Source organism: Halomonas shantousis, assembly GCF_054654615.1.
In genome coordinates this window covers 1323488-1345242 of the sequence record NZ_BAAIER010000002.1, presented here as the reverse complement: position 1 = coordinate 1345242, position 21755 = coordinate 1323488, and the positions used below count along the sequence as shown (strand labels likewise).

At 53.5% G+C, this 21755-nt stretch carries 11 protein-coding genes and 2 pseudogenes; 5 read left to right on the top strand and 8 right to left on the bottom strand.

All coding sequences use genetic code 11. From position 1 onward, the window contains the following. Nucleotides 1-19: 19 nt before the first annotated feature. On the bottom strand, nucleotides 20-1816 hold the full coding sequence (locus tag ACYQ12_RS06695) for a thiamine pyrophosphate-requiring protein (RefSeq protein WP_459869342.1): 1797 nt from the start codon (nucleotides 1814-1816) through the stop codon (nucleotides 20-22). Between the two features lie 456 nt (nucleotides 1817-2272). Here ACYQ12_RS06695 and ACYQ12_RS06690 point away from each other — a divergent pair, with 456 nt between their 5' ends. From ACYQ12_RS06690 to ACYQ12_RS06675, 4 genes and pseudogenes are all read left to right on the top strand, one after another. Further along, nucleotides 2273-4093, top strand: a complete 1821-nt coding sequence (locus ACYQ12_RS06690; RefSeq protein WP_459869340.1) for a glycoside hydrolase family 15 protein — start codon at nucleotides 2273-2275, stop codon at nucleotides 4091-4093. A 545-nt stretch (nucleotides 4094-4638) separates the two neighbouring features. Then, a complete protein-coding gene (locus tag ACYQ12_RS06685) occupies nucleotides 4639-5379 on the top strand; it encodes a Crp/Fnr family transcriptional regulator (protein ID WP_459869338.1) in 741 nt (246 codons plus the stop codon). Between the two features lie 868 nt (nucleotides 5380-6247). Further along, a complete protein-coding gene (locus tag ACYQ12_RS06680) occupies nucleotides 6248-8392 on the top strand; it encodes a hypothetical protein (RefSeq protein WP_459869336.1) in 2145 nt (714 codons plus the stop codon). 926 nt (nucleotides 8393-9318) lie between these two features. Next, a pseudogene (locus tag ACYQ12_RS06675) lies at nucleotides 9319-10105 on the top strand (IS5 family transposase). 65 nt (nucleotides 10106-10170) lie between these two features. Here the strand turns inward: ACYQ12_RS06675 and ACYQ12_RS06670 are convergent. The 6 genes and pseudogenes from ACYQ12_RS06670 to ACYQ12_RS06645 form a co-directional block, all read right to left on the bottom strand. Then, a complete protein-coding gene (locus tag ACYQ12_RS06670) occupies nucleotides 10171-10764 on the bottom strand; it encodes an ADP-ribosylglycohydrolase family protein (protein ID WP_459869334.1) in 594 nt (197 codons plus the stop codon). Nucleotides 10765-10768: 4 nt separating this feature from the next. Further along, nucleotides 10769-11044: pseudogene (locus ACYQ12_RS06665) on the bottom strand (ADP-ribosylglycohydrolase family protein); the annotation flags it as partial. Nucleotides 11045-11203: 159 nt separating this feature from the next. After that, nucleotides 11204-12022 carry a hypothetical protein gene (locus ACYQ12_RS06660; protein ID WP_459869332.1) on the bottom strand — a complete coding sequence of 273 codons (819 nt, stop codon included), beginning with the start codon at nucleotides 12020-12022 and terminating at the stop codon, nucleotides 11204-11206. Between the two features lie 102 nt (nucleotides 12023-12124). After that, nucleotides 12125-13066 (bottom strand): metallophosphoesterase, encoded by a 942-nt coding sequence (locus tag ACYQ12_RS06655; protein ID WP_459869330.1) that lies wholly within the window; start codon nucleotides 13064-13066, stop codon nucleotides 12125-12127. Then, on the bottom strand, nucleotides 13054-13674 hold the full coding sequence (locus tag ACYQ12_RS06650; RefSeq protein ID WP_459869328.1) for a hypothetical protein: 621 nt from the start codon (nucleotides 13672-13674) through the stop codon (nucleotides 13054-13056). Before ACYQ12_RS06650 ends, ACYQ12_RS06655 begins: the two co-directional genes overlap by 13 nt. A gap of 99 nt (nucleotides 13675-13773) precedes the next feature. Then, the gene (locus tag ACYQ12_RS06645) at nucleotides 13774-14487 is read right to left on the bottom strand and encodes a hypothetical protein (protein WP_459869326.1); all 714 of its coding nucleotides are present in this window, start codon (nucleotides 14485-14487) and stop codon (nucleotides 13774-13776) included. A 230-nt stretch (nucleotides 14488-14717) separates the two neighbouring features. Between ACYQ12_RS06645 and ACYQ12_RS06640 the strand changes: the two genes are divergently transcribed. Further along, nucleotides 14718-15374: a hypothetical protein gene (locus ACYQ12_RS06640; RefSeq protein ID WP_459869324.1), complete on the top strand. Its 657-nt coding sequence runs from the start codon at nucleotides 14718-14720 to the stop codon at nucleotides 15372-15374. Between the two features lie 105 nt (nucleotides 15375-15479). Here the strand turns inward: ACYQ12_RS06640 and ACYQ12_RS06635 are convergent, their stop codons facing one another. After that, nucleotides 15480-21749, bottom strand: coding sequence for a DEAD/DEAH box helicase (locus ACYQ12_RS06635; RefSeq protein ID WP_459869322.1), 6270 nt, complete (start codon nucleotides 21747-21749; stop codon nucleotides 15480-15482). Between the last annotated feature and the right edge of the window lie 6 nt (nucleotides 21750-21755).

The following is a 21755-nucleotide window of genomic DNA, read 5'->3' as shown; positions in this document are numbered from 1 at the left end:
CCCCCATGGCGGACCCGGCTCAGTGCTTGCGCCCCTTGGGAATGAAGTCACTCGCGAACTGCTTGAAGGACGCCTTGACGATGCCCAGCGCATCCGGATCGCCATGCAGCAGCGCCGACATGTAGGCCTTGGCCTGCTCACGCTTGATGTGTGGCGGAATCGGTGGAATGTTGGGATCGGCCATGACTTCCAGCACAACCGGACGATCGGCGTTCAGGGCACGATCCCAGGCACCGGCCAGCGCATCGGGTTCGGTAACCTTGATGCCCTTGAGGCCGATCAGCTCGGCATACTCGGCATAGGGGAAGTCGGGAATATCCTGCGATGCCTCGTATTTCGGGTCACCCTCCATGACGCGCATCTCCCAGGTGACCTGGTTGAGATCCTGATTGTTGAGCACCATGACGATCAGTCGGGGATCCGACCAGCGCTTCCAATATTTGGCCACGGTCATCAATTCAGCATTGCCGTTCATCTGCATGGCACCGTCGCCCACCAGCGCAATGGCGACCCGGTCCGGGTAGGCGAACTTGGCCGCAATGGCGTAAGGCACACCGTTGCCCATGGTGGCGAGCCCGCCCGACAGCGAAGCCATCATGCCGCGACGCAGCTTGAGATCGCGGGCATACCAGTTGGCGGCGGATCCGGAATCGCTGGTCAGGATGCAATTGTCGGGTAATTTGGGTGACAGTTCCCAGAATACGCGTTGCGGGTTGACCGGGTCGGCATCGGCCATGGCGCGCTCTTCGAGCACATCCCACCATTGGGCGACGCTTTTTTCGATATGCTCGCGCCAGGAACGGTCGCTCTTGTGTTCAAGGTGAGGCAGCAACGCCTGGAGGGTCGCCGCACTGTCACCGATCAGATTGACCTCCATGGGATAGCGCATGCTCACCATACGTCCGTCGATGTCGATCTGCACCCCGCGCGCCTGGCCCTCTTCCGGCAGAAATTCAGAATAAGGGAAGGTGGAACCGATCATCAGCAGCGTGTCGCAGTTCGCCATCATCTCCCAACTGGGATTGGTGCCGAGCAGACCGATGGAGCCGGTGACGAACGGCAGGTCATCCGGCAGCGCCGCCCGCCCCAACAGCGCCTTGGCGACCCCGGCACCGAGTTTCTCCGCAACCTGAATCACCTCGTCGGTAGCATTCAGCGCCCCGGCACCGACCAGGATCGCGACTCGTTCACCCTCGTTGAGCACTGCCGCCGCGCGCCTGATTTCCTCTTCATGCGGTACCGTGCGCGGCACGGGAAAGCCGACTCCCGAATGCACCGTGCCATGGGCGTGCGGTGGCTGCTCGACGGCCGGCTGTGACTGCAGATCATTGGGGATGATGATGGCGGTGACGGTACGCTCGGATAGCGCAATACGGATGGCGCGATCGATCAAATGACGGATCTGGCCCGGAGTGCTCGCCATATGAACGTATTCGTTGGCGACATCCTTGAACAGCGAGACCAGATCCACTTCCTGCTGATAGGAGCCGCCCATGGCATCGCGTGCTTGCTGGCCGACGATGGCCACGACCGGCTGATGATCCTTCTTGGCATCGTAGAGGCCATTGAGCAGATGGATCGCCCCTGGGCCAGACGTCGCGGTACACACTCCCACCTCACCGGTGAATTTGGCGTGTGCACAGGCCATGAAGGCCGCCATTTCCTCGTGTCGGGTCTGAATGAACTCGAACTGGTCCCCGGCGCGATTTAGCGCTCCCATGATGCCATTGCTGCCGTCCCCGGGATAACCGTAGATACGTCTTACATTCCATTCGGCTAGACGTTTGAGAAGGAAATCGCCCACTTGATCGCTCATACCAAGTCTCCCTGCCAGAACGTTTGCATGTTTAATATTGCACAACATGACCATTACATGAGTTAAAACTATAGTTCTGGATACCCGTATGGGCTAACTTGCATTTTATGCTTCGCTTCGATCTACTTCGCTTGCCCGGGCATGAAAAACCACTACGTAAATGAAAAAAATCCTTTTAATATAAATGGTTATACGATACGCACAGCTATAATGATACTGGACGGTAACGCCACGATGTTGATGGCAACCAAGAATTTTGAAAATCTGCTACATATTGATTCAGAGTAGAAAAGCATGGCAAAGGCAAAAGAAATTGAATGCAACAATCAGGACAAACAGTGCAATTTGTCTTTTTCATGATTGTGTTACCAACACATTGCTCACTTGTCGCTTCGATGAAGACGCTTGCCAATAATAATCGGCTACACACTCATTAGCTCACCGGGACAGGGCGGTATGGCGCAACAGCAGAAAAGAATCGAGGATTACGGCTTCATCGGCAACTTGCGCACTGCAGCGCTCGTCGATCGGCAGGCATCCATGGAGTGGCTATGCCTGCCTCGCTTCGACTCGGATGCCTGCTTTGCAGCACTGATCGGCGAACATGAAAACGGCTATTGGCAGATATACCCGACCGAGGATGTCACATCCCAGAGCCGCCGCTACCAGGGCGAAACCTTGATCCTCGAAACGCTATTCGAGACGGCCTCAGGTAGCGTGGCTGTCATCGATTTCATGCCCCTGTCGCATGAGGGCGATACCACTGTCGATGTGATCCGTATCGTGGAAGGACGATCCGGTCGGGTGGAGATGCAATCCCATGCCGTCTTCCGTTTCGGATACGGTCAAGTCGCGCCCTGGATCCACTGCCATCGACACGGTTTCCATGCCGTTGGCGGCCCCGATGGGCTACGTTTGGAAACCTCGATTCCAATGCACAACTACAGCAATAACATTCAGGGAGTCTTCACCGTACAGGAAGGAGAACGCGTCCCTTTCATCCTCACCTGGTTTCCCTCCTTCAGCAAACCGCCCTCGGCCCAGGATGCCGATCCGGCACTCGAGGCTACCCGCCAGTGGTGGCTGAAGTGGAGTGCACAGTGCGATATTGACGAGGCTTACCGTGAACCGGTGGTACGTTCGCTGATTACGTTGAAGGCACTCACGCATATCGAAACTGGCGGTATCATCGGTGCAGCCAGTTGCTCCCTGCCTGAGGAGATGGGCGACAATCTCAACTGGGATTACCGCTATACCTGGCTGCGCGATGCCACCTTCACCCTGTATGCACTGCTGGCATCGGGTTATCGGGAGGAAGCCTGTGCCTGGCGCCAATGGTTGCTTCGTGCAGCAGCGGGAGACCCGGCCAAGTTGCAGCCGATCTATGGCCTTGCCGGCGAGCGCCGTCTTGCCGAGCATGAGCTGGACTGGTTAAGCGGATTCAATGGTAGCCAACCGGTCCGAATCGGTAACAGCGCTTATCTACAACGTCAGATGGATATCTATGGTGAAGTGATGGATGGTTTGCACCTCGGCCGTGTCCATCACATCGAGCCCAGCGAGGATCTCTGGGGAATCCAGTGCCAGCTAATCGAATATCTCGAACAGCATTGGCAGGATAAGGGTGCCAGCCTATGGGAGCTGCGCGGCGATGCGAAACACTACACTCATTCCAAAATCATGGCATGGGTGGCCGTGGATCGTGTCATCAAGGGGGCCGAGGATTTCGGCCTTGAAGGTGATGTTCAGCGTTGGCGGGCATTGCGTCAGCGTATTCATGACGAAGTCTGCGAGAAAGGCTTCAGCAAGGCACGCAACAGCTTCGTGCAGAGCTACGGGTCGGAGGAGCTGGATGCCGTGCTACTGCTGATTCCCCAGGTCGGCTTTCTACCCGCTCATGATTCCCGTGTCCGTGGCACGATTGAAGCCATTCAGCAGGAACTCGTGTACGAAGGCTTCGTGTATCGTTTTACAGATTGCAAGAAACGTGAACACATTACCAAAGGCGAAGGCGCCTTTTTCATCTGTTGCTTCTGGCTGGTCGATGCCCTGGTGCTGCTCGGACGCAGGGAGGAAGCATGCAAATTATTCAATAAGCTGCTCACCGTACGCAACGACCTAGGGCTGCTGGCCGAGGAGTATCATCCGCTTCATGGAATTCAGATGGGCAATTTTCCTCAAGCCTTTTCTCACGTAGGCCTGATCAACAGCGCGCACAACCTAAGCCGCAGCAGACTCGGAAGGAAAGGACCAGCACAATCGCGCGGTGAAGAATAAGTGATTCAGGTGTACTCCAGATACTGAATACTGATCGCCAGGAACACGAGGCTGGCGTTCGCTAACAGGCTGGTGCTAATCGACACTCGGCATACGCAAGCGCAATCTTCGCTGCCTTTTCGAAAAAAGGCATATCCATAACTAAAAACAATATGAAAATATCAAAACGTTTACAAGACAGGATTCTCGGTACAACCTTCACAATCAGCTGAACGATCAGGCTCACGAACTCAGACTTCTGCTCCAAAATATCAACTTCGTTTCACCTAATCTCTTTCATTCTTTTACCCGAGTCTTGGCTGCAACTCGACTGGCTCGCCCCTCATGACTAAGAAAACTTAGTAAACCTCTAAAACTCTGGCTTCTTGGTCACCCTCCCCATGAGCCTGCCCCTCCCGCGCCGGCGCCCTACCCATCGCAAGTGACGGAAATTCATAAAAAATTCAATTATGTTATAGAGCTTGGCATTGCCTCGTTTTATCGTTTATTTTTGGTCGCTGCTTCCCTGTCGTAAGCAGATAGCCTCTTTTCGCTAGGAGAATAGATTGCTTACAAACTTTATTCAGAAACTGAATAATTTTCAGGAGCATTCTGCAGATGAAATCGCAATTCTCGAAGACGCCGTCTCCGGCGTCGTCGATGTCGATAAAGGAATTGACATCCTTAATGAGCGGCAAAGACCCGGTGACGTGCAGCTTCTGATCGATGGTTGGGCCTGCCGCTATTCGGTAACCCGACAGGGAAAAGGCCAGATCATGGCCTATCTTCTGCCTGGAGACCTGTGCGACGTGCACGTCACGCTGCTTAACCGCATGATGGACCATTCGATTCGCACCTTATCTCGAGCCAAAGTCGCATCGATACCGCGCAGGAAGATGGAAGACATCATTGACAATCATCCGCGACTCGCCCGTTCTCTTTTCTGGTCGACATTGGTGGATGAATCGATCTTGCGCATGTGGCTTCTCAATCTTGGCGCACGGCCTGCCAATCGACGCCTAGCCCACCTGTTCTGCGAGTTGCTTGTGCGATCACGGGCGGCCGGGCTTACCGCAAACCATAGCTTTTATTTACCTCTGACCCAGGCGGAACTGGGAGAAGCCATGGGAATCACTATCGTGCATACCAATAGAGTCATGCAGAAATTACGTTCAGAGGGGTTGATCACGTTCAGGCAGAAACATCTCCAGATAAACGACTGGGAAGCGTTTAAATCATTTTCCGAATTTGAATCGACTTATCTGCATCTTGAACGTGCAGACCCAAGCTTGGCACGTGACCTATGAATATTTAAGTTAATTAAAGCCTATTACGGTTAAAATAGCGATTTAATATTAAGAATTGTAATTAAAAAGTAATTTTGAGAATAACTTAATCTTTGTTAACTACTGGTGAGGATTAAGAGTTTAATCTCACCTCAATGGCAGGACGCCATCAGCAATGTACCAGGAAGTACAACCGGCAGGAGGCCGGCAGCACCGGAAGCTTTTGCGACTGCAGCAGGACGCTGCAGACAGCACATAGGGATTCGTGCCGACAGGATGTCAACCACACATGGACAGGTGTCCAACACAGCGGCCGGCTCCCACTTACCTTTCGGGTCGTGCCGCTGTTCTCATATGCTGTTTCCCCGCCTTTTCCCTTCTTCTATCGACACGACCATCGCTCACGTGTTGTTATGCCCTCTAGATTACGGGCCCTTTCGCGCCGAGCCAAAGCACCGTTCATCGCCCTGCATATCAACGAGGACCATCAGGTAACCTCAACCCACTCTGACCCTCGATCCAGTGGCTCTGAACCATGACAAGATGGCCACACCATCGAAATTGCCCGTCAAGCCTCGGCTCATTGCCATCATTGCCTATGTCGACGAGATACGCTGCATCGGCTAAGCCATGCATCCGTCCGGCTAATGTTCTGCCGTAGCAGGCCTGGGCATTTTCCATCGCCCTTGGGATAATAGCGAAGGCGCAGAAGCGTCTACGCCATCATGACAGGGAAGCTCAGCGCCACAACGGGACGATGGTGCGTTCCGTGCCGGCCACGCGAGGCATCGATGCCTACGATAAGAATGGTTCGTCAAGGTATTCGAGTCTCTTATAGGGCCACCGCTCTGCTAGCGGCCAATGAAACGGTTGTCATGCGGGAGTAACCATGGAACTCAAGACTTTCTTCGCCCAAGACGAAACCGGCCAGGTGATCCCCGGTGCAGCGGCGCATGTCTATCTGCCTGGAACCACCGTACTGGCCACCGGATTGAAGGATCGTCAAGGCAACGTCTTGACTAACCCATTCACCGCCGACGGCAACGGTCAGATCCAGTTTGTCGCACCAAACGGTCATTATGACCTGCACATTTCATTTGGCGAGCGTGTCTATAGTGTGCCGGTCAAGTTTCTCGATGTCGAAGATACCGGAACCTTGGGTATAGAGACGGCCTCAGGTCAACAGACACTACGCAATGCGCTGGATCAGCGCGTGCTATACGTAGAAAGCATTGCCGGACTTCAGGGAGTCAGCCCCTTATTGCTGCGGGATGGGCAGCAGGTAACTGTGCTGAGCTATCATACCCCATTGTATCCTTCGACACGCTTTAAGGGCGGGGGCACTTTCGCATGGGACAGCACCCGTGCAAAGGCGGATCATGACGGCGCGCTGATCATTAGCCCTACGGTTCCTACCATTGCGGAGCAAACAGGGAGGACGACTGAGGAACGGATGGCCGCGTTCCGTGTTGGCGACGGGGAATCAGACCCTAATGGCATCGGATGTTTTATCAGGACAGCAATCGAAAAATACGATGTTGCCTACTTTGGTGCCTTGACGGGTAATTGCGACAACCACGGCCCGATCCAAGCGGCACTGAATGTTACAACGCCGGGATATGAGCGCGCGATCGTCACGCTGAGTGGCGAAACGTATTCCGTCAGCTCCCAGCAGTTGGTTATTGACTCAAGCAAGGTGGCGTTGCACGGCGACGGGGGTGTTCTCTCCTTTACCGATCATGTCGGCGATGTAGATTGCTTCATCCGTTTTACGAATATGCATGACTTGGCCAGCACTTATTCGAATCCACTGTGCACTATTCGTGACATTGCCTTCGTTGGAAAAGGCAAAAACGTTACGAAAAATAATAATGGAATTGTGATAGATACAAATATCGGCGGGACTGTTGCCACCGCAGGGGCAAGCTTCCAAGGAGTGCAAATTCGCGACATGCATTGCGCAATAACTCACTTACAAAGCAGTTATAACCTGACTTGGATTAGCTGCTCAATACACAGCAATGCCACCGGTATCAGTTATATAGATGATGTCGATATGTTCGAGCGCAGCGTATTTGTCAGCTGCAATGTTTTCAACAACGGCTTAGGGATATTTGTCGGCGCTCGCAATGGTCAAGTTTATCTGAATAACTGCTCGCTGGATTACAACGATATTCACATCGAAGCTACACATGGCGGTATCGAGCTACACGGATGCCATGTTGAGGGAACATTGCGAGATCAGCCACATTTCAAAGTGAGTCACTTAGCTGCCTTCTACGCGACGGGGGGATGGTGGCAATTCAGGCCGGAGGAAGGTTATACCGCACAGGAGGAGTTTTCAGCGGCTGGGGCTATTCCCGGCGTTATCGTTATCGAAAATGTGAAATTCTCATCCTTTGGCGGACCGGCGTTCACTCTTAATCCCGAATTAGTCAGGGTCATCAATCCGCGTCCCGATAGTGAGTCTAGCTTAAGCCTGAATCGTTTTAGATGGCACAACACTTTGCCTAGCGGTTTATTCGAGATGGGAGTAGTTGGTCTCGACGCTTGGTTGACGACACCGGGCACGCCGACGAGTCGTTATGAGGTGGAAGGCGGAAGCCTCTCGGTTGTTACAGATGATGCCATTAATGCCTATAGCGGTAGCGCCTACTTGAAGCTCTCGAAAACATACGGAACTGGAGCCGGGGTTAACATTACGGTTGCGGTTGCGCTGCACACAAATTGTCGCCGTGCAAACATCTCTATCAGAGCAAAAACGTTAAGCGCATCTGGAAGCATTCGCTTGCGAGTTGGATATGCTGCGCTGTCCCCATCTGCATCTGGTGCGACCCCGTATGAAACACTACATAGCGCAACAAAAGGCGAAACCAGCCTTACAACACTGACGAATGAATATCAAAAGTTATGGACCAACTTCGGTGCCACCGTAGCAGAAGCCGGATATACACATGCATTACTGACAATAGATACGTTTGACCTAGGGCCAGGCGACATAGCGCTTGATGACATTTCCATCGCTGTAATTTGAATCCAGAATCTTGGTCCGCACCCTACTAACCCATCCATGCTCATTACGGCTTGATAGCCTGACCGGGCCCACCAGCAAGCCAATCCAGATAGTCGAGCGAGGATAACAGCGACCCAGGCCAAGTCACTTATAGCCAGACAGGCCATACCGTTATGGTTCGCAAGAGCTTCTGCATCCACAGTCAATCACGTCTATCAAGACTTGGTGAATAGCAGGCTACGCTCCGGCGCAATAGTGTTTTTAATTTCTGTCTGAAAAATCGGCGAGTGATGCTCAGGCAAGGAAAGAATGAATGATAAAACGGAGTTTACGTGGTGTAAATGAATATTTGAACTGATTTTTAACGCTGCATGAATGAGCGCAGACAATTTTCAGACAGAGCATAGGTACTGGTAGCGATTTTTTTCTTTTGGCAGCTTTCGGCCAGAAGCCAATAATCGTGCTGGCTCGCTGGGCGAGGCTCTCTTTCAATGCGAACTCTTTGTTGTGTAACTCCTGCATAAACTTGACATCCATATAAAGCCTTTCTCAAAGAGCTAACATATATCATGTAACACGCTCTGGTATTGAATAAATGCGCAGGGTGTTTAAATTTATCAAACCTCACACAGCCCCACTCACAACCCATCTTAATATATGAGAATTAGTTTCGGGCTGGCTAAATACTTATTACTGAGTATGTCGAATAATATTGATTAACTAACACTTCACTGCCAGTATATTGGCTTTGATGCGACAGTTGCCGGACCAGTTCTATAAACTGTAGCTCGAAGTTCAACATTCGGCCAGGAGCGGACCTTCGGGTAATGCAGGTTTAGCTGCTCTAAATTTGAGTTAGATCGCACAGTTACGATTAATTGGCATGCATGCTTACAGTACTTTTAAAAACCGTTGAAAATAGCATCAGCCATTCCTAGATTTTCGGTATGGCTAAACAAATCGTATCCAATGAACTCTGGTCTATTGTCGAGCCGATACTGCCACCGCCGAAACCCAAGCCGCGTGATGGCCGGCCTCCCGTCTCCAACCGCGCCGCCCTGACAGGCATCCTGTTCGTGCTGCGCTCAGACATCCCCTGAGAGATGCTGCCTCAAGAGATGGGCTGCGGTTCGGGCGTGACCTGCTGGCGGCGCCTGCGAGACTGGCAGGAGGCGGGGTCCGGTAGCGTCTGCACCAGACGCTACTGGAGCATCTTCACCATGCCGATCAGCTCGATTGGGAGCGGGCCTGTATGGATAGCGCGTCCGTACCGGCAAAAAAGGGGACTCGGTCATCGGCCCCAGCCCGACGGACCGGGGCCGGACGGGCACCAAGCACCACCTGCTGACGGACCGCCAGGGTGTCCCGTTGGCCATCCTGCTGTCGGGAGCCAACATGCATGACAGCGTGCCTCTGGCGGCTCTGCTCGATAGTGTTCAGCCAGTTTCATCGGGTCGCCCAGGGCGTCCTCGTTGCCGCCTCCGCAAGCTTCACGCGGATAAAGCTAACAATCACCGACGTTGCCACCGGTCATGCCGGGCTCGTGGCATCCAGCCCCGCATTGCTCGCTGAGGTGTGGAAGACGGTCAGCGACTCGGGCGCCATCGCTGGGCGGTCGAGCGAACCTTTGCCTGGCTGGGGCGGATGAGGCGCTTAGCAATAAGCTATGAACGGCATGCTGATATCCACTATGCCTTCACGCTGCTGGGATGTCACTCACGGCCAACCCAATAAACTGGTACCGTCGGCTTCTGAAAGCGACAGACGAGCTACATGCGAGTAACGAAGGCGGACAGTTCTCAGGCCACCGATATGCTGTGCTCCCCCAGCCAGGCCCCCGACAGATTGCCGGCAATCGCCCCGGTCGAGTCCGAGTCGCCGTCATGATTGACCGCCAGGGTGATCCCTTGCTGGAAATCTTCGACCACCAGGGCGCAGTAGAGGGCAATGGACAGCGCCTCTTCGGCGATCCAGCCTTGGCCAAGCTGGGCAATTGCTTCTGCGTGTGGTGTCCCGGTGCCCGCCAGGGTCTCAGCCTGCAAGATGGCGCGTAGCGTCTCCTCATGACGCGGTTCCTGTCGCAGGCAGGCTTTTGCGACTTCCAGAGCCTCGGTCAGGGTCGCTCCATCGGTCAGGCTCAGGACGAGGATGGCCAAGATTCCAGCCGTCAGTTGTCCCGTGGGATGGCCATGGGTCAATGCCGCCAGATCGGCGCCCAGACGAAACACGTCTTCCGAGGCTTGGCCGTGTCGGAAATGCCACCCAAAACAGGCCGACCGGAGCAACGCGCATGACCCCACCACAGCCTTTGCTGTTGTTGCGTGCCAACGCACCCAAGGACGGCATTTCCCGCAATGCTGAAAGGCAGGTATGACCCGGTGCACGCCGGTCATGCAGTGCCCGCTGCTGGATTAACCAGCCGGGTTCCCACCCGAAAGGATTAGGGCCGATCATGATGTCATGCTGCGGCTCTTCGCCTTGTGTCTGTAGCCAGCGCAGGTAGGCGTGAGCAGTCACGCCCGGATACGTCGTGATGCCCTTGATGGCGCCACGCACCCAGCCTCGCAGTAACCCCTCGGCGGTAAGCAGCGTCATCTGAGTATCGTCCGTGATTCTGCCCAGCCCGCCGTAGATCGGCGCATAGTCGGTGATCCCTTCCGAGCCGAAACGCACGAGAATCTCTGCCCGCGACAGGAATTCGACCGAAGCGCCCAGCGCCCCCCAGTAGACAGCCACGAAAACGCCCTCTTGTCTCGTCAATGTTACGGTCGTGTGTCATTGTTCCCTACATTGCCTGATCGTTATTTTTCCGAGACGCGAACCCGCACTGTCCTAGGCCGGTTGGTCGTCCCTGGCTCTTACTGACTGGCGAACCAGATAAAAGAGCCCCGATTCCAAGGTTGCCATGTTATACGACAGCCCATACCTGGCCAGAAACTCATGGAGGCAGCGAAGAAAGAGCGCATAGCCTGTGGGGTTCATGGCAAACCCCAGCCCCTTGCTGATCACTTCATCGAGCACGGCATAGCGCTGCGGGTCCAGCATCCGCAAATGCTTGCTGGCGAAGGAGACGCCCAAGCCCTTGATGGCCACACCCGGCGCAATGGCGCTGGCAGCGTCGTCTGTCGCTGCCGCGAATGCTAGCCAATCATCCAGGGCCTGCTCCAGATCGGGCAGCTGGTAATGCCGAGTCAGGTTGCCCCAGACCCGTGGTCCCTTGCCCCACTTGCACACAGCCTGGCTGAAGTCCAGCGAGGACATCGCGGGGTTGTCCTTCAGGAGGGTAGCGCCGATATCCTCGAGACGGCGCGTTTCCTCAAATTCCTGCTGAGCGAGCTTGATAGCGCTGTCGAGTGCCGACCGGGTGAACTCCAGACCATAAAAATCCAGGCTTTCCGCACCGGGTTGTTGGGTAGTGGAATCGAAATCTTCGGCAGTACGCATCACTCCGTCCGCACAGAAGAATGGCCAGGGATGATTGGTTTCCATGCCTAGCGCATAGGCATCACAGAGGGGACAGATCTCGACCCATTGGGTGGCTGTGATTTTTCCAAACGCGTGGTTGGCCCGCGTGAAGGCCAGCGCCTGCTTGAGTGTTCTGCCATGAATTCTTGCCAGCTCGGTCTGGCAGTCGTGACGGTAGCGGTCCATACACATGTCCGGTGGTGATTGTGTTGTTCAAGTCTTCTGCCCTTCGCTCAACCAGGCGGACACGCCCAGGCCGCGACGTCAGGCAATCAGGGAAGTTACCGATCAGTTGGTCACCCACACGAAGCGGTCTTTTGACAATTCGCGCTCCCCGTCCCAGCGGTAGGCGCACAGCTTGCCCTCACCAGCACTCAGCGTGTGGCCAGCGGCAATACTGTAATCCAGGCAGGCGATGTAACGGTTGAGCGGCTTGGGCTCGCCAGTCAGCCAGTAGTGGCCGACGAACAATGGCTTGTCGCCGGCATAGCCGGGCAGAATATCCTCCGGCACCGGGTCATGGGGGATGGCCTCGATCTGATCGGCCGGCACCATGGCCAGATCGCGGTAGGTCAGGCGCTCCAGTTCCCACCAGCGAGTCCGAATGTGGTGGCGCGCATTGCCGTCCTTGTCGAAGAACTCAGCCCCGGCCGGTAGCGGCACCTCCAGTCCCTTGACCGCCGTTTCCAGCGCGTCATAGGCCGCGGTGTCCTTGCGGCATAGCTCGAGCCAGGCAGTCTCCAGAATGCGCTGCTGCTCATCCGTGTAGTCACTGAGGACTCGCAGCGACGGCGGATGCCAGCAGGCGTGAATCACCCGCAGGCCATCGAGATCCAGTAATAGCGGGAGCGTCTTGAACCAGTCAATGTGCTCATGATGAAGTGCACTGCCCTCCTCGACCTGGTCGAGATACGTCTGGTGCTGGTTGCGATTCTTCTCACTGTGGGGCCGCAGGAAGGTACCGGGCGCTTCGGGATCTTCTGTAGCCCAGGCCACGGCATTGAACTCATGATTGCCCATTACTGCCAGGGCCTGCCCAGCCTCGACCATGGCCCGGGCAAGACGCACGGTTTCCACCTGTTCCGGCCCGCGATCGACGAAATCGCCCAGAAAGATCACTTGCCGCTCGGAGTGCTGCCAGACACCGCCCCGCTCGGTGTAGCCCAACTTGGTCAAAAGATGCTTGAGAGGGGTGGCGTAGCCGTGAATGTCACCGATCAGATCGTACATATCGCTCCTTGTTTATTATCTATCATCCGTGTCCGACCCAGGCGGCTGCGTGGTGATGGCCTGATTGCCGATCCGCCATGAGGCCTGGTTGGGTACCACACCCTGCCAATCGCCCAGCACCTCGCCTGACGGGGCAATTCGATGGCAGCGTCTTCGGCATGGAAGAACAGGAACCGGTGGGCCATTCCCCATATTTTTACGTCGCCGCTCGTTTCCGCCATGAATTCCCGCACCCGTGCCTGGGCCAGTTGAACCTGCTCGGCCAGCGACTTGCGCCAGAAGCCCTCAGGGAAGGTCAGGCGCCGCATACCCTCGCAGACCGCCAGAACGAAAATCGCCGCCCCCGGACGATCCGAACGCCGGAAGCCAGTATCAATAAAAAGGTAGGGCTTGAACGCCTGCCGTTCATCGCTCAGCCATTGCTGGCGAGCCTCGATGAGCGGCAGGTAATCCGTTTCGTCCAGGCCGACTACGTCACAAAGCGCGCAGAGGAATTCCCGGCTGCCGAAACGAAAATCGAAGCCACCACTGCTCAGGCCCAGGTCAGGGTCTTCCAGCACCTCGTTCAGGCGACGTAAGGCTGCTTCGCCAAGCTTTCGGTAGCCCATCCTGCGTAGCAGTTCCCACGCAGATAATGGTGCCGTTCTTCGCTGCATTTCGGCACGTAGCTCTTCCGTTAGCTAACTCCTGAAGCTACTACTGCTGCATCAGGCCGACGGGCCATTAGTGTGATTCGTCAACGCAGTACACAGTGCCTGCGTATCGATGCGCTCGGCAAGCTCTGCCCCGAACCAATCTTCGAAAGTCTCATCCAACGCATTATCCAGGGGCTGCCCCCTCTGGCACCGCGAAACGATATCGTTGGCAATGGCGTCATACTCATCGAAGCAGTCGTTCTCCTTGCAGCAGGTTCCCATGGGGTCCGTGTCGAACAAGGCACGCGACAGGCGCTCGGCAGACAATGGCATGGCGAAACTCATCAGGTAGTTGCACGGCGATGGGTGGCTGCAGGAGGCACCTCCTGACTGGCTGTCACGGGCTTCAGCTTGAAAAATAAAAAAACCGTTACCGATGATCTGCAAGTCATAATCGAAGCGCTCAGCCAGATGGCGAGCCACCCGCTCGTAGATCCAGTAGCGCCGGTCTGACCAGGCGCTAAATGAGAAGGTTTTCGGTCGGGTACGACCGAGCCAGTCATAGACCCGCAACAGGACCTGGCGATACACCCGCAGCGGATAGCGGGTGACACCAATATCTGCCGTGACGCTCGGCTCTTTATCCCAGTCATCGGGGCTATCAAAGGGATCATAGGTGTAGGTGTCATAGGCAGGGTTCGCTCCGCCAACGATGGCGAAGTTGATGGTATCGCCGGAGAAGTCGACCTCATAGATCAGGCCATCGATCGTGAAGCGTTCCGCCATATCCCCTCCTGGTTTCCCAGCTTCGAAACATTAGACCGACTTAATTAGCGTAGTAGTAGCTACGCGTTGGATTTACTTGTGTCGCAACGGTATAAATGTTGTGCGAGCGCGACTTAGCCACATCGACAGGTTGGCCTGAAGGATGAGTGTTATCACAGGCCTCACTGCGGAAGCATCAATTGAGGCCATGGCCAACGCTGGCCATTCACAGCCCCTCACAAGGAGAATCTATGCCACTACAGAATCGCGTTGATCCCTTTGGCAACTTACACTCAGTACAAGCCCGAGGGGCCTTGCTGGGCAATCGTGGCCAACTGCACGATGCAAACAAGAACATTGTCCGCCCATGGAAAACCAAGGCCTGGGTGACGTGCGCGCTCGAATATGGCGACACCCAGCGCACCATCTTCGCTCCCGACTCCTACTCCGAGTTGTTTTTCCTTGATGAAGCGACGGCTTTTGCTGCGGGACACCGCCCCTGTGCCTCATGCCGCAACAAGCGCTATCGAGAATTCAAGGCACAGTGGCTCGCTGCCAACCCGGAATTGGTGCCAGGCGAAAAGCCACCAATCGCAGCAATCGATAAAGTGCTTCATGCCGAGCGGGCCGCTCAGAGCGGGGATAAGGTCACGTTTAAGACTGCCATTGAGACCCTACCGTTCGGGACGATCATCGAACAGGATGGGGCCACCTTTTTGGTAGGAGAAAAAGAGCTGCTTCCCTGGTCCTTCCACGGCTACAGTCAGCCAGCGTTGCTGCCTGAGGAAGGCACAAGTGTCACTGTACTCACTCCTGCTTCGATTGTTCTTTTATTCCAACAGGGATTCCGGCCAGAGGTACATGAGACAGCAACCGTTATCCCCAGTGGGGATATCGATAGCGAGTAGCTTAAACTACGCAGGAAAATTCATCCAACGCTTACGAAGTTAATATAAAAAGCCTGGCTGACAGCAGCCAGGCCTAATATTTAATATCTTTAATTTACCAAACCTTCAAGTCACCGTAACCAAAGTTGGCCATTGCCCACCATTATACATGTTCATTATATTCTCTTTTTCCTGCATTAACTCCATTTGACTCTCTGCATCCAGACCAAAATCAAATGCCAAATCTTCTTTATAGGGCATCCTCGGTTTCCAATATCCGACGCCTTGATCAAGAATTATTTTACTACTTTTCCCCGAAGCCCAGCTAATGTAAATAACCCGGCTATGCTGAAGATCATAAGGCTTATCTTTTAATTGGATAGTAACATCTGTAGCCAACATCCGACCCAACCATAGCTTGATACAATTTTCTTGGTCGAAGGCAAATTGCCAGTCATGCTTGAGAATTCTTCCCTCACGAGGATCGCCACCAGCTGCAAGTGTCTGGATCGTAACTGAGTTTAGGCTTTCACCACTAAATAAAGCCAGGAAACGACCTAGAACCATCACAGCCCAGGGCGACTTCAGGTAGCGATCGGAATAGCTAATCGTTACCGCCTGATCCTTCTCTATCAGTTTCTTAAACTCAGGTACTTGCTTGAGAAGCAGGTTATTAAGCCGATCAGGTAGTGTCGTTAGCCTCCCGTTAAGCTCAGTCGTGCATTCTAAGACACTGGCACCTGCTTCCACTGTCTCCCAACCAGAAAGATCGAGCGCTGAAATGCTCAGCATGGGGAGTTGGCTACTAGAAACCCATACACTTGAATCGCTACTATGAAGCCATGACTCACCTGGTTTAGTCGCTTCACATTCATAGGAAAACAAGCTGACTGTACTTCCGTCAGTCTTGCATGCCTGTATCAATAGGGGTACACCATGTTCCTCCCAGCGCTGATCTAGCGCGAAAAGCTGTATCCCAAATCTCTCAAGTAAGGCGAAGCTATATTTCATTTCCTCAGGAATCTTCTCGATATCAGGTACGCCGAGTCTGACTTGGACCCCATCAACGACACTCAAAGCAAGGAGTTGATTTCGGAACGCCGTCAGATTGAGGTCCCAGTCTTTAGCCTCTCCCTGTAAGGCGAAATGAATAGAGCTAGCCCCTTTTTTGATGGCCGAGCGAATTAGGCGTTTTGGATCAAAGGAACAATAACTTGCCCCAGGGATAGAGTCGAACTCGGCTGGCAGAGCTAGATGCTCGAAATAGCCGTTATCTGCAAACCAGCGCTGGGCCGCTTTACGGTCTAACTCTTGAAGTTCTACTCTGCTGTCTTGACCTGCCAGGCAGCAGGAACAAACATTGTCGCATCCCGCTGGACAGCGGAGCTTGTCACTAGCTTTACTCAGCAGTTCCACAATATTATCGAGACCTGCCAGAACAAACCCTGCCCCACCGCTGACTTGATCGTACAGTTGAACTATCGAACGGCCCGCCCCCGTCTCGTGATCTTTGTCTAACCGAATGCCAAACCCCATCTCAGTCGCTGCAATACCCAGTAGATCTGCAATCGTATCACGTAAGGCAACAGCTACTGTGCTCGCGATGACTTGGTCAGCCGAAGAATCAGAAAGCCATTGGCTAGTAGCTGGGCTTCGTAGAACGAACTCTAAAACATCAGTCTGAGTATGATAGCCCAGATAAATATTACTGAGCACCTCATTACCTGAACAATCCTTATCTTTATGGCTCCCGGCTTTCCCACCAATAGGGCGGTGATTTTTGTCAGGCCGCAGCAACGAAGGCAGCTCGCCGGTCGCTAGCATGGATTCTGCCCTTCCACAGTTGAGGCAGACTGCATAGCCCCGCTCGTGTTCGCCAGAAGAATGGTAGAATACACGTCCCTCATGACCAAACCGGATATAACCACAGCGAGGATCGGGTAGGGACAAGGCATCGCCCTTTAGCTGGACACGGGGCCTCTCTACACGGATAAATTTCTGTGAGGTGATATCGTTGCTAGTCGGCTCATAGAAGTCCGTTACGAAGCCGGCAGGCCAGAGGACTCTTTTCTGATCTCGCAATGTGATATCTACCCCACAGTGAGGGCAAGTCAGCCCAGTACTGTTAGCATAGGCATTTTCTACCACGTCCGATGTGCCGCAATTACTGCAGCGCCAAGCAATGTCAAACTTCTGTGCCTCATTGACTGCTCCTCCAGAGTGCCAATGTAGGCTAATGCCTGCCGAGCGATAGACCCGCCCGTCTATTACTATTTGTGAGCCGGGTGCATATTCTCTAATCGCTACATCCAGACCACGTGTGGGCTGCTCTTTTAGCGTAAAGATATTATCTTCACGGCTACCGCCCTGCTTCTGCCTAGTTTTCTCTTTAAAATCTTCGACGTTATTAGTATTGAGATTCACAACATTGGTTGGAAAGCCATACCCTGGCAAAAATGTCCGCCCTGCCAGGTCCCGCAGTAGGTACTCATCCTCATGCCGCTTAAGCTCTAGACTCAGTGCCTTCTTGTAGGGCTCATCTTTAGCTGCAGCGAGTGAAGAATTTAACTTTTCATACTCGATTGACCAACGCTCGGCTATGTCATAGAGCACCGATAAAGTATCTTCAATAATAGAAGCTACAGACCAAGCTTCGAGACCTGTCCCCTTGACTAAGCGACGAATGTAAATCTCCTCTTCCCCCGAAAGCGACTCCAGCCAATCAGCAAACTGATGGTAAAGCGCCTCTTCACCGCCCCCGAAGAACCACTTTACAGTCAATTTTGTCCGGTCGCCTACTTCCGATATAGTTCTGGCACGTAAGAAGATACCCAACAATAACGAGTTTACGTGTCGCTGAACTATTCGGTTTGAGCTCAGTGTAACGCTAGGTGCCGGAATAGCTGTTACAAAAGGCCATTTAGGGTGGGTAAAGGCGCGTTGATTGTGTGGGTCAGCTTTACAAAGCGTGTAAGCAATTGCTCTGGCTTCACTTCTACGCCCGGCTCGCCCAGCACGTTGGAGATAATTGGCTGGATGTGGCGGCACATTGTTCATCACTACGGCAGAAACGCCACCAATATCTACTCCCATCTCCATGGTTGTAGAGCAGTTGAGCACATTGATCTTACCCATTTTGAACATAGCCTCGTAATCCTCGAGCTTTTTCGAAGACTGTTGGGCGGAGTGCTCGGCTGTCCGATAATAAAAACCACCCTCGGCTGTCCGGTCGCTCAAGTCTGTCCAAAGATTTTCTTGGCGAAGGCGCTTTACACATTGATTTTCTATTATTTTATTACGTATTTGCGTTACCTTCGGCGTCGGACTACTATCTGGCCCCAAGCTAGCCAGATCAGGCAGTGATGTCTTTTGGCAACGATAATCATTATTTTTCAGCAGCTTACGAGGCAAATACGGAGTAAGCCCACGGAAAGTTGTATCAAGCAGGCGATTGGTGGCTGGGCAGACCCAGGCTTCCCTCGGTAGTGAAAATGTCAATGTCTGAAGGTTGAGCGAATATCCCATACCTACCGAGTCTAGCACCTTGGCTTTATCGACAAGATCGCTCCAGGCGCACTGAAGCCAGTAGTTTATCTTATCCTTGCCTGTCGAAAGATTTCGATCAAGGCCAGTGGCGAGCTCAAGCAGCCTAACTAGGCGATGGCCGCTCCCTGGTTTAATCTGGGGCCACCGTTTATTCGTAGCATCCTCTTCGATAAACGCAGTTGGTGGGTATAGTGCTTTTGACGTGAAGCGGCTTCCCATCCAGCGCTGTAGACCTGGGTCTAGGCGAATAAAGGTATTTTCGCGGACATAAAAGTCAAGAGCCACCTTAAGGAAATCTTTCCAGTCCTGAAGCGTTAGGTTACTTCTAGCCTCGGTAGATTCCTTCTGCGCTGCTTTGGCCTTTGTCTCAAGCCAGTACTGCGGAGTAGAATTTATCTGCTCAAGCCCTAGGTAATTGACCTTTATTAACCCTAGTGTTTCGGTGCTGTTCTGATTTCTTGGACGGCGAGCATATTCGCGTGCAAGTAGTAGACGAGCCATTGTCGTACCCGCTTCATTGCCCCCAAACAGCTCGGGGTTAGCATAGCGGTTATAATCCAGGATCGACTGTGAGATGTCCTTAGAAGAGGCAAGCTCATCCAGAACTGTTTGCCACTTTACCTCATGAATCGTCGATTTTTTTATTCCGCTCTTGGCCGCCTCTGCCGTGATTCGAAGATGCTTGGCCGTTTCGCCCATGCCCATCTTTTCTAGGCTTGCCGCCTGAGCCATTAGGTCTTCATAACTGCCTGTAGGCTCATCCTTTGGCTCTGCATCAGCCTTCACTTGTGCATTACGGAGCACCTCGAAGGCCAATCCACGCAGGCGAGAACGCTCGGCCTCCTGTTGCATGCGTATTGCCATGCGAGCTGTGCCTTGGCGACTATCGGTAAAGGTAATTAATTTACGTCCACGGCCAGGCAGCTCTTCCGGGGACGCCTCGTTGGTATCTTTCCTATCGGGATCAGGACAGAACTCAAGTACAGTAGGCACTGCATTCGCGACATAAAAAGGTGCCCCGAGATAAGATTTCCTAAGGAAGTTTTTTTCCTTCAGCCCTACGTAATCACAGTAGCTACAGCACGCCCTAGACTCTTCAGCCAAGATTATATCAATTTTTCGTGCAGGCCGTAGTGCACCCATTTCAAGACTTTCCAGATCTAGCGGACGAGCTTCATAAGGCTCTTTTGCCGTTCTACGTCCTGCAAGAACAAGCTTGTTCCCCCCTACGCTGTTACGTCCCTCAATCAAGGGGTTTAGCACTTCCCCATCCTCGGGTGACTCGTAATTCAGTGCGAATTCATCTCCTGTAAAGGGGCTCTGCTGCTGTAAAGCTCCTGTCGAGGTTTCTTCCGCAAGCAGATGTGGTGTCTTACAGTCATCACAGAAAGCCAGCTCGTAGACGGGAGCCCCACATTGGCAGCGCATGCGCTGGCTCACGTACACGTTTCCAAATGGCCAATTGCAAAGGAGGCCAGACTTGGCCGAGCATGCCGAGTCTACGCAGGCCCAGAGTCCGTGCAGCATACGCTGGAAAAGATGGATACGTAGTTTTAGAAAAGGAAGCGCTCCAGCCTTAGGGTGGGTCCCGGTCATTAGGTCCAACCAATCTAGCACCTCTCGCTGCCGCTCCTGTTGAGTACAGCACGTCAATTGCTCCTGAACGTGATGCACCAAGTCATTCAGATCCATAGGGCTGGGACTGCCAACCACAAGGCTGCGTAGCTGGAGTGCCACCGGATGGGCGCAGAGCGCCTGGTAGCGCTCAGGCGATACTTTGTGCTGACTGTCGATGCGCCTGATCTCATCGATCTTCAAGGAAGTAGCTGCTCGCTGACTCGTCTTAGCTAGCTCAGGTACCGTACGATTTCCACCGATTACGATGACTTGGTCACGCCGCACTCCTGCCAAGTCCGCCAGGTATTGCTTGAGGCGCTCACTGGCATTCTTATCGGCAATAGTAGCTGAAGTCGCGACAAAGCGAATTTCCTCGGGTTCCTTTCCAAATGCTTGTACCACACGACGTAGTAGCAATGATAGCTCTGCAGCTTGAGAACCAATATAAGTATGAGCCTCATCAAGCACAATCCAACGCAGAGACTTCTCTTTGCGGGAAATTTCGAGAATGGGACTATCAACCTGACGTACCAACATGTACTCCAACATGGTGGCATTAGTCATCACGATGGGCGCAGGTTCTTTACGCAGTCGCTCACGCGAGAGCACCTGGTTAGGCCTTTCAGCCTGCAGCCTGCGGACAGAAGACTCCTGCTCTTCGGTTTTCCCGTTATAAAGGCAAAAACGTATGTCCTCTCCGAAGGCGCGAGTCCAAGCATCGAGTCGCTCTTGCTGGGAGTTGATTAACGCATTGAGGGGGTAAAGAAATAATGCACGTATCCCGACAAGTGGCCTATTACTTTGGTTGCGCTCACGAATGAGGTCCTCAATGATTGGAACCATAAAACATTCGGTCTTGCCTGAGCCGGTGCCGCTAGTAATGACAGCTGACTTGGGCTCATCGTCGAGTAGCGCTTCCCATGCCTGCAGCTGATGAGTATAGGGATGGGCAATCTTAGGGAACTGATAAGAGCCTGCACTGTCAAGTGTATTTAACATAGCCGATGACAGAAGGTTGTCTTGTAAATCGGCCAACGTCTTGCTGGCTTGTTCCCAGCCAAAGGTATGCTCGAAGACGGGAGGGGCAAGGAAACAGCCTTCTGCTCCCAGTTCGTTGCTCATGGCCTCGGCCAGATGCTGGCGTAAGGCTGTGTCATTGATGCCTAGCACACTTAAAGTCGCTTCGCGGGTACGGTTCAGGCTTTGCTCAACAAGTTCTCTAAAGAATTCCATCTTAAC

Excerpts from the sequence above, each read along its gene's own strand:
- ACYQ12_RS06695 (WP_459869342.1), bottom strand. The coding sequence starts at position 1,816 with ATGAGCGATCAAGTGGGCGATTTCCTTCTCAAACGTCTAGCCGAATGG.
- ACYQ12_RS06690 (WP_459869340.1), top strand. The coding sequence starts at position 2,273 with ATGGCGCAACAGCAGAAAAGAATCGAGGATTACGGCTTCATCGGCAAC.
- ACYQ12_RS06680 (WP_459869336.1), top strand. The coding sequence starts at position 6,248 with ATGGAACTCAAGACTTTCTTCGCCCAAGACGAAACCGGCCAGGTGATC.
- ACYQ12_RS06670 (WP_459869334.1), bottom strand. The coding sequence starts at position 10,764 with ATGACCGGCGTGCACCGGGTCATACCTGCCTTTCAGCATTGCGGGAAA.
- ACYQ12_RS06660 (WP_459869332.1), bottom strand. The coding sequence starts at position 12,022 with ATGGACCGCTACCGTCACGACTGCCAGACCGAGCTGGCAAGAATTCAT.
- ACYQ12_RS06655 (WP_459869330.1), bottom strand. The coding sequence starts at position 13,066 with ATGTACGATCTGATCGGTGACATTCACGGCTACGCCACCCCTCTCAAG.
- ACYQ12_RS06650 (WP_459869328.1), bottom strand. The coding sequence starts at position 13,674 with ATGGGCTACCGAAAGCTTGGCGAAGCAGCCTTACGTCGCCTGAACGAG.
- ACYQ12_RS06645 (WP_459869326.1), bottom strand. The coding sequence starts at position 14,487 with ATGGCGGAACGCTTCACGATCGATGGCCTGATCTATGAGGTCGACTTC.
- ACYQ12_RS06640 (WP_459869324.1), top strand. The coding sequence starts at position 14,718 with ATGCCACTACAGAATCGCGTTGATCCCTTTGGCAACTTACACTCAGTA.
- ACYQ12_RS06635 (WP_459869322.1), bottom strand. The coding sequence starts at position 21,749 with ATGGAATTCTTTAGAGAACTTGTTGAGCAAAGCCTGAACCGTACCCGC.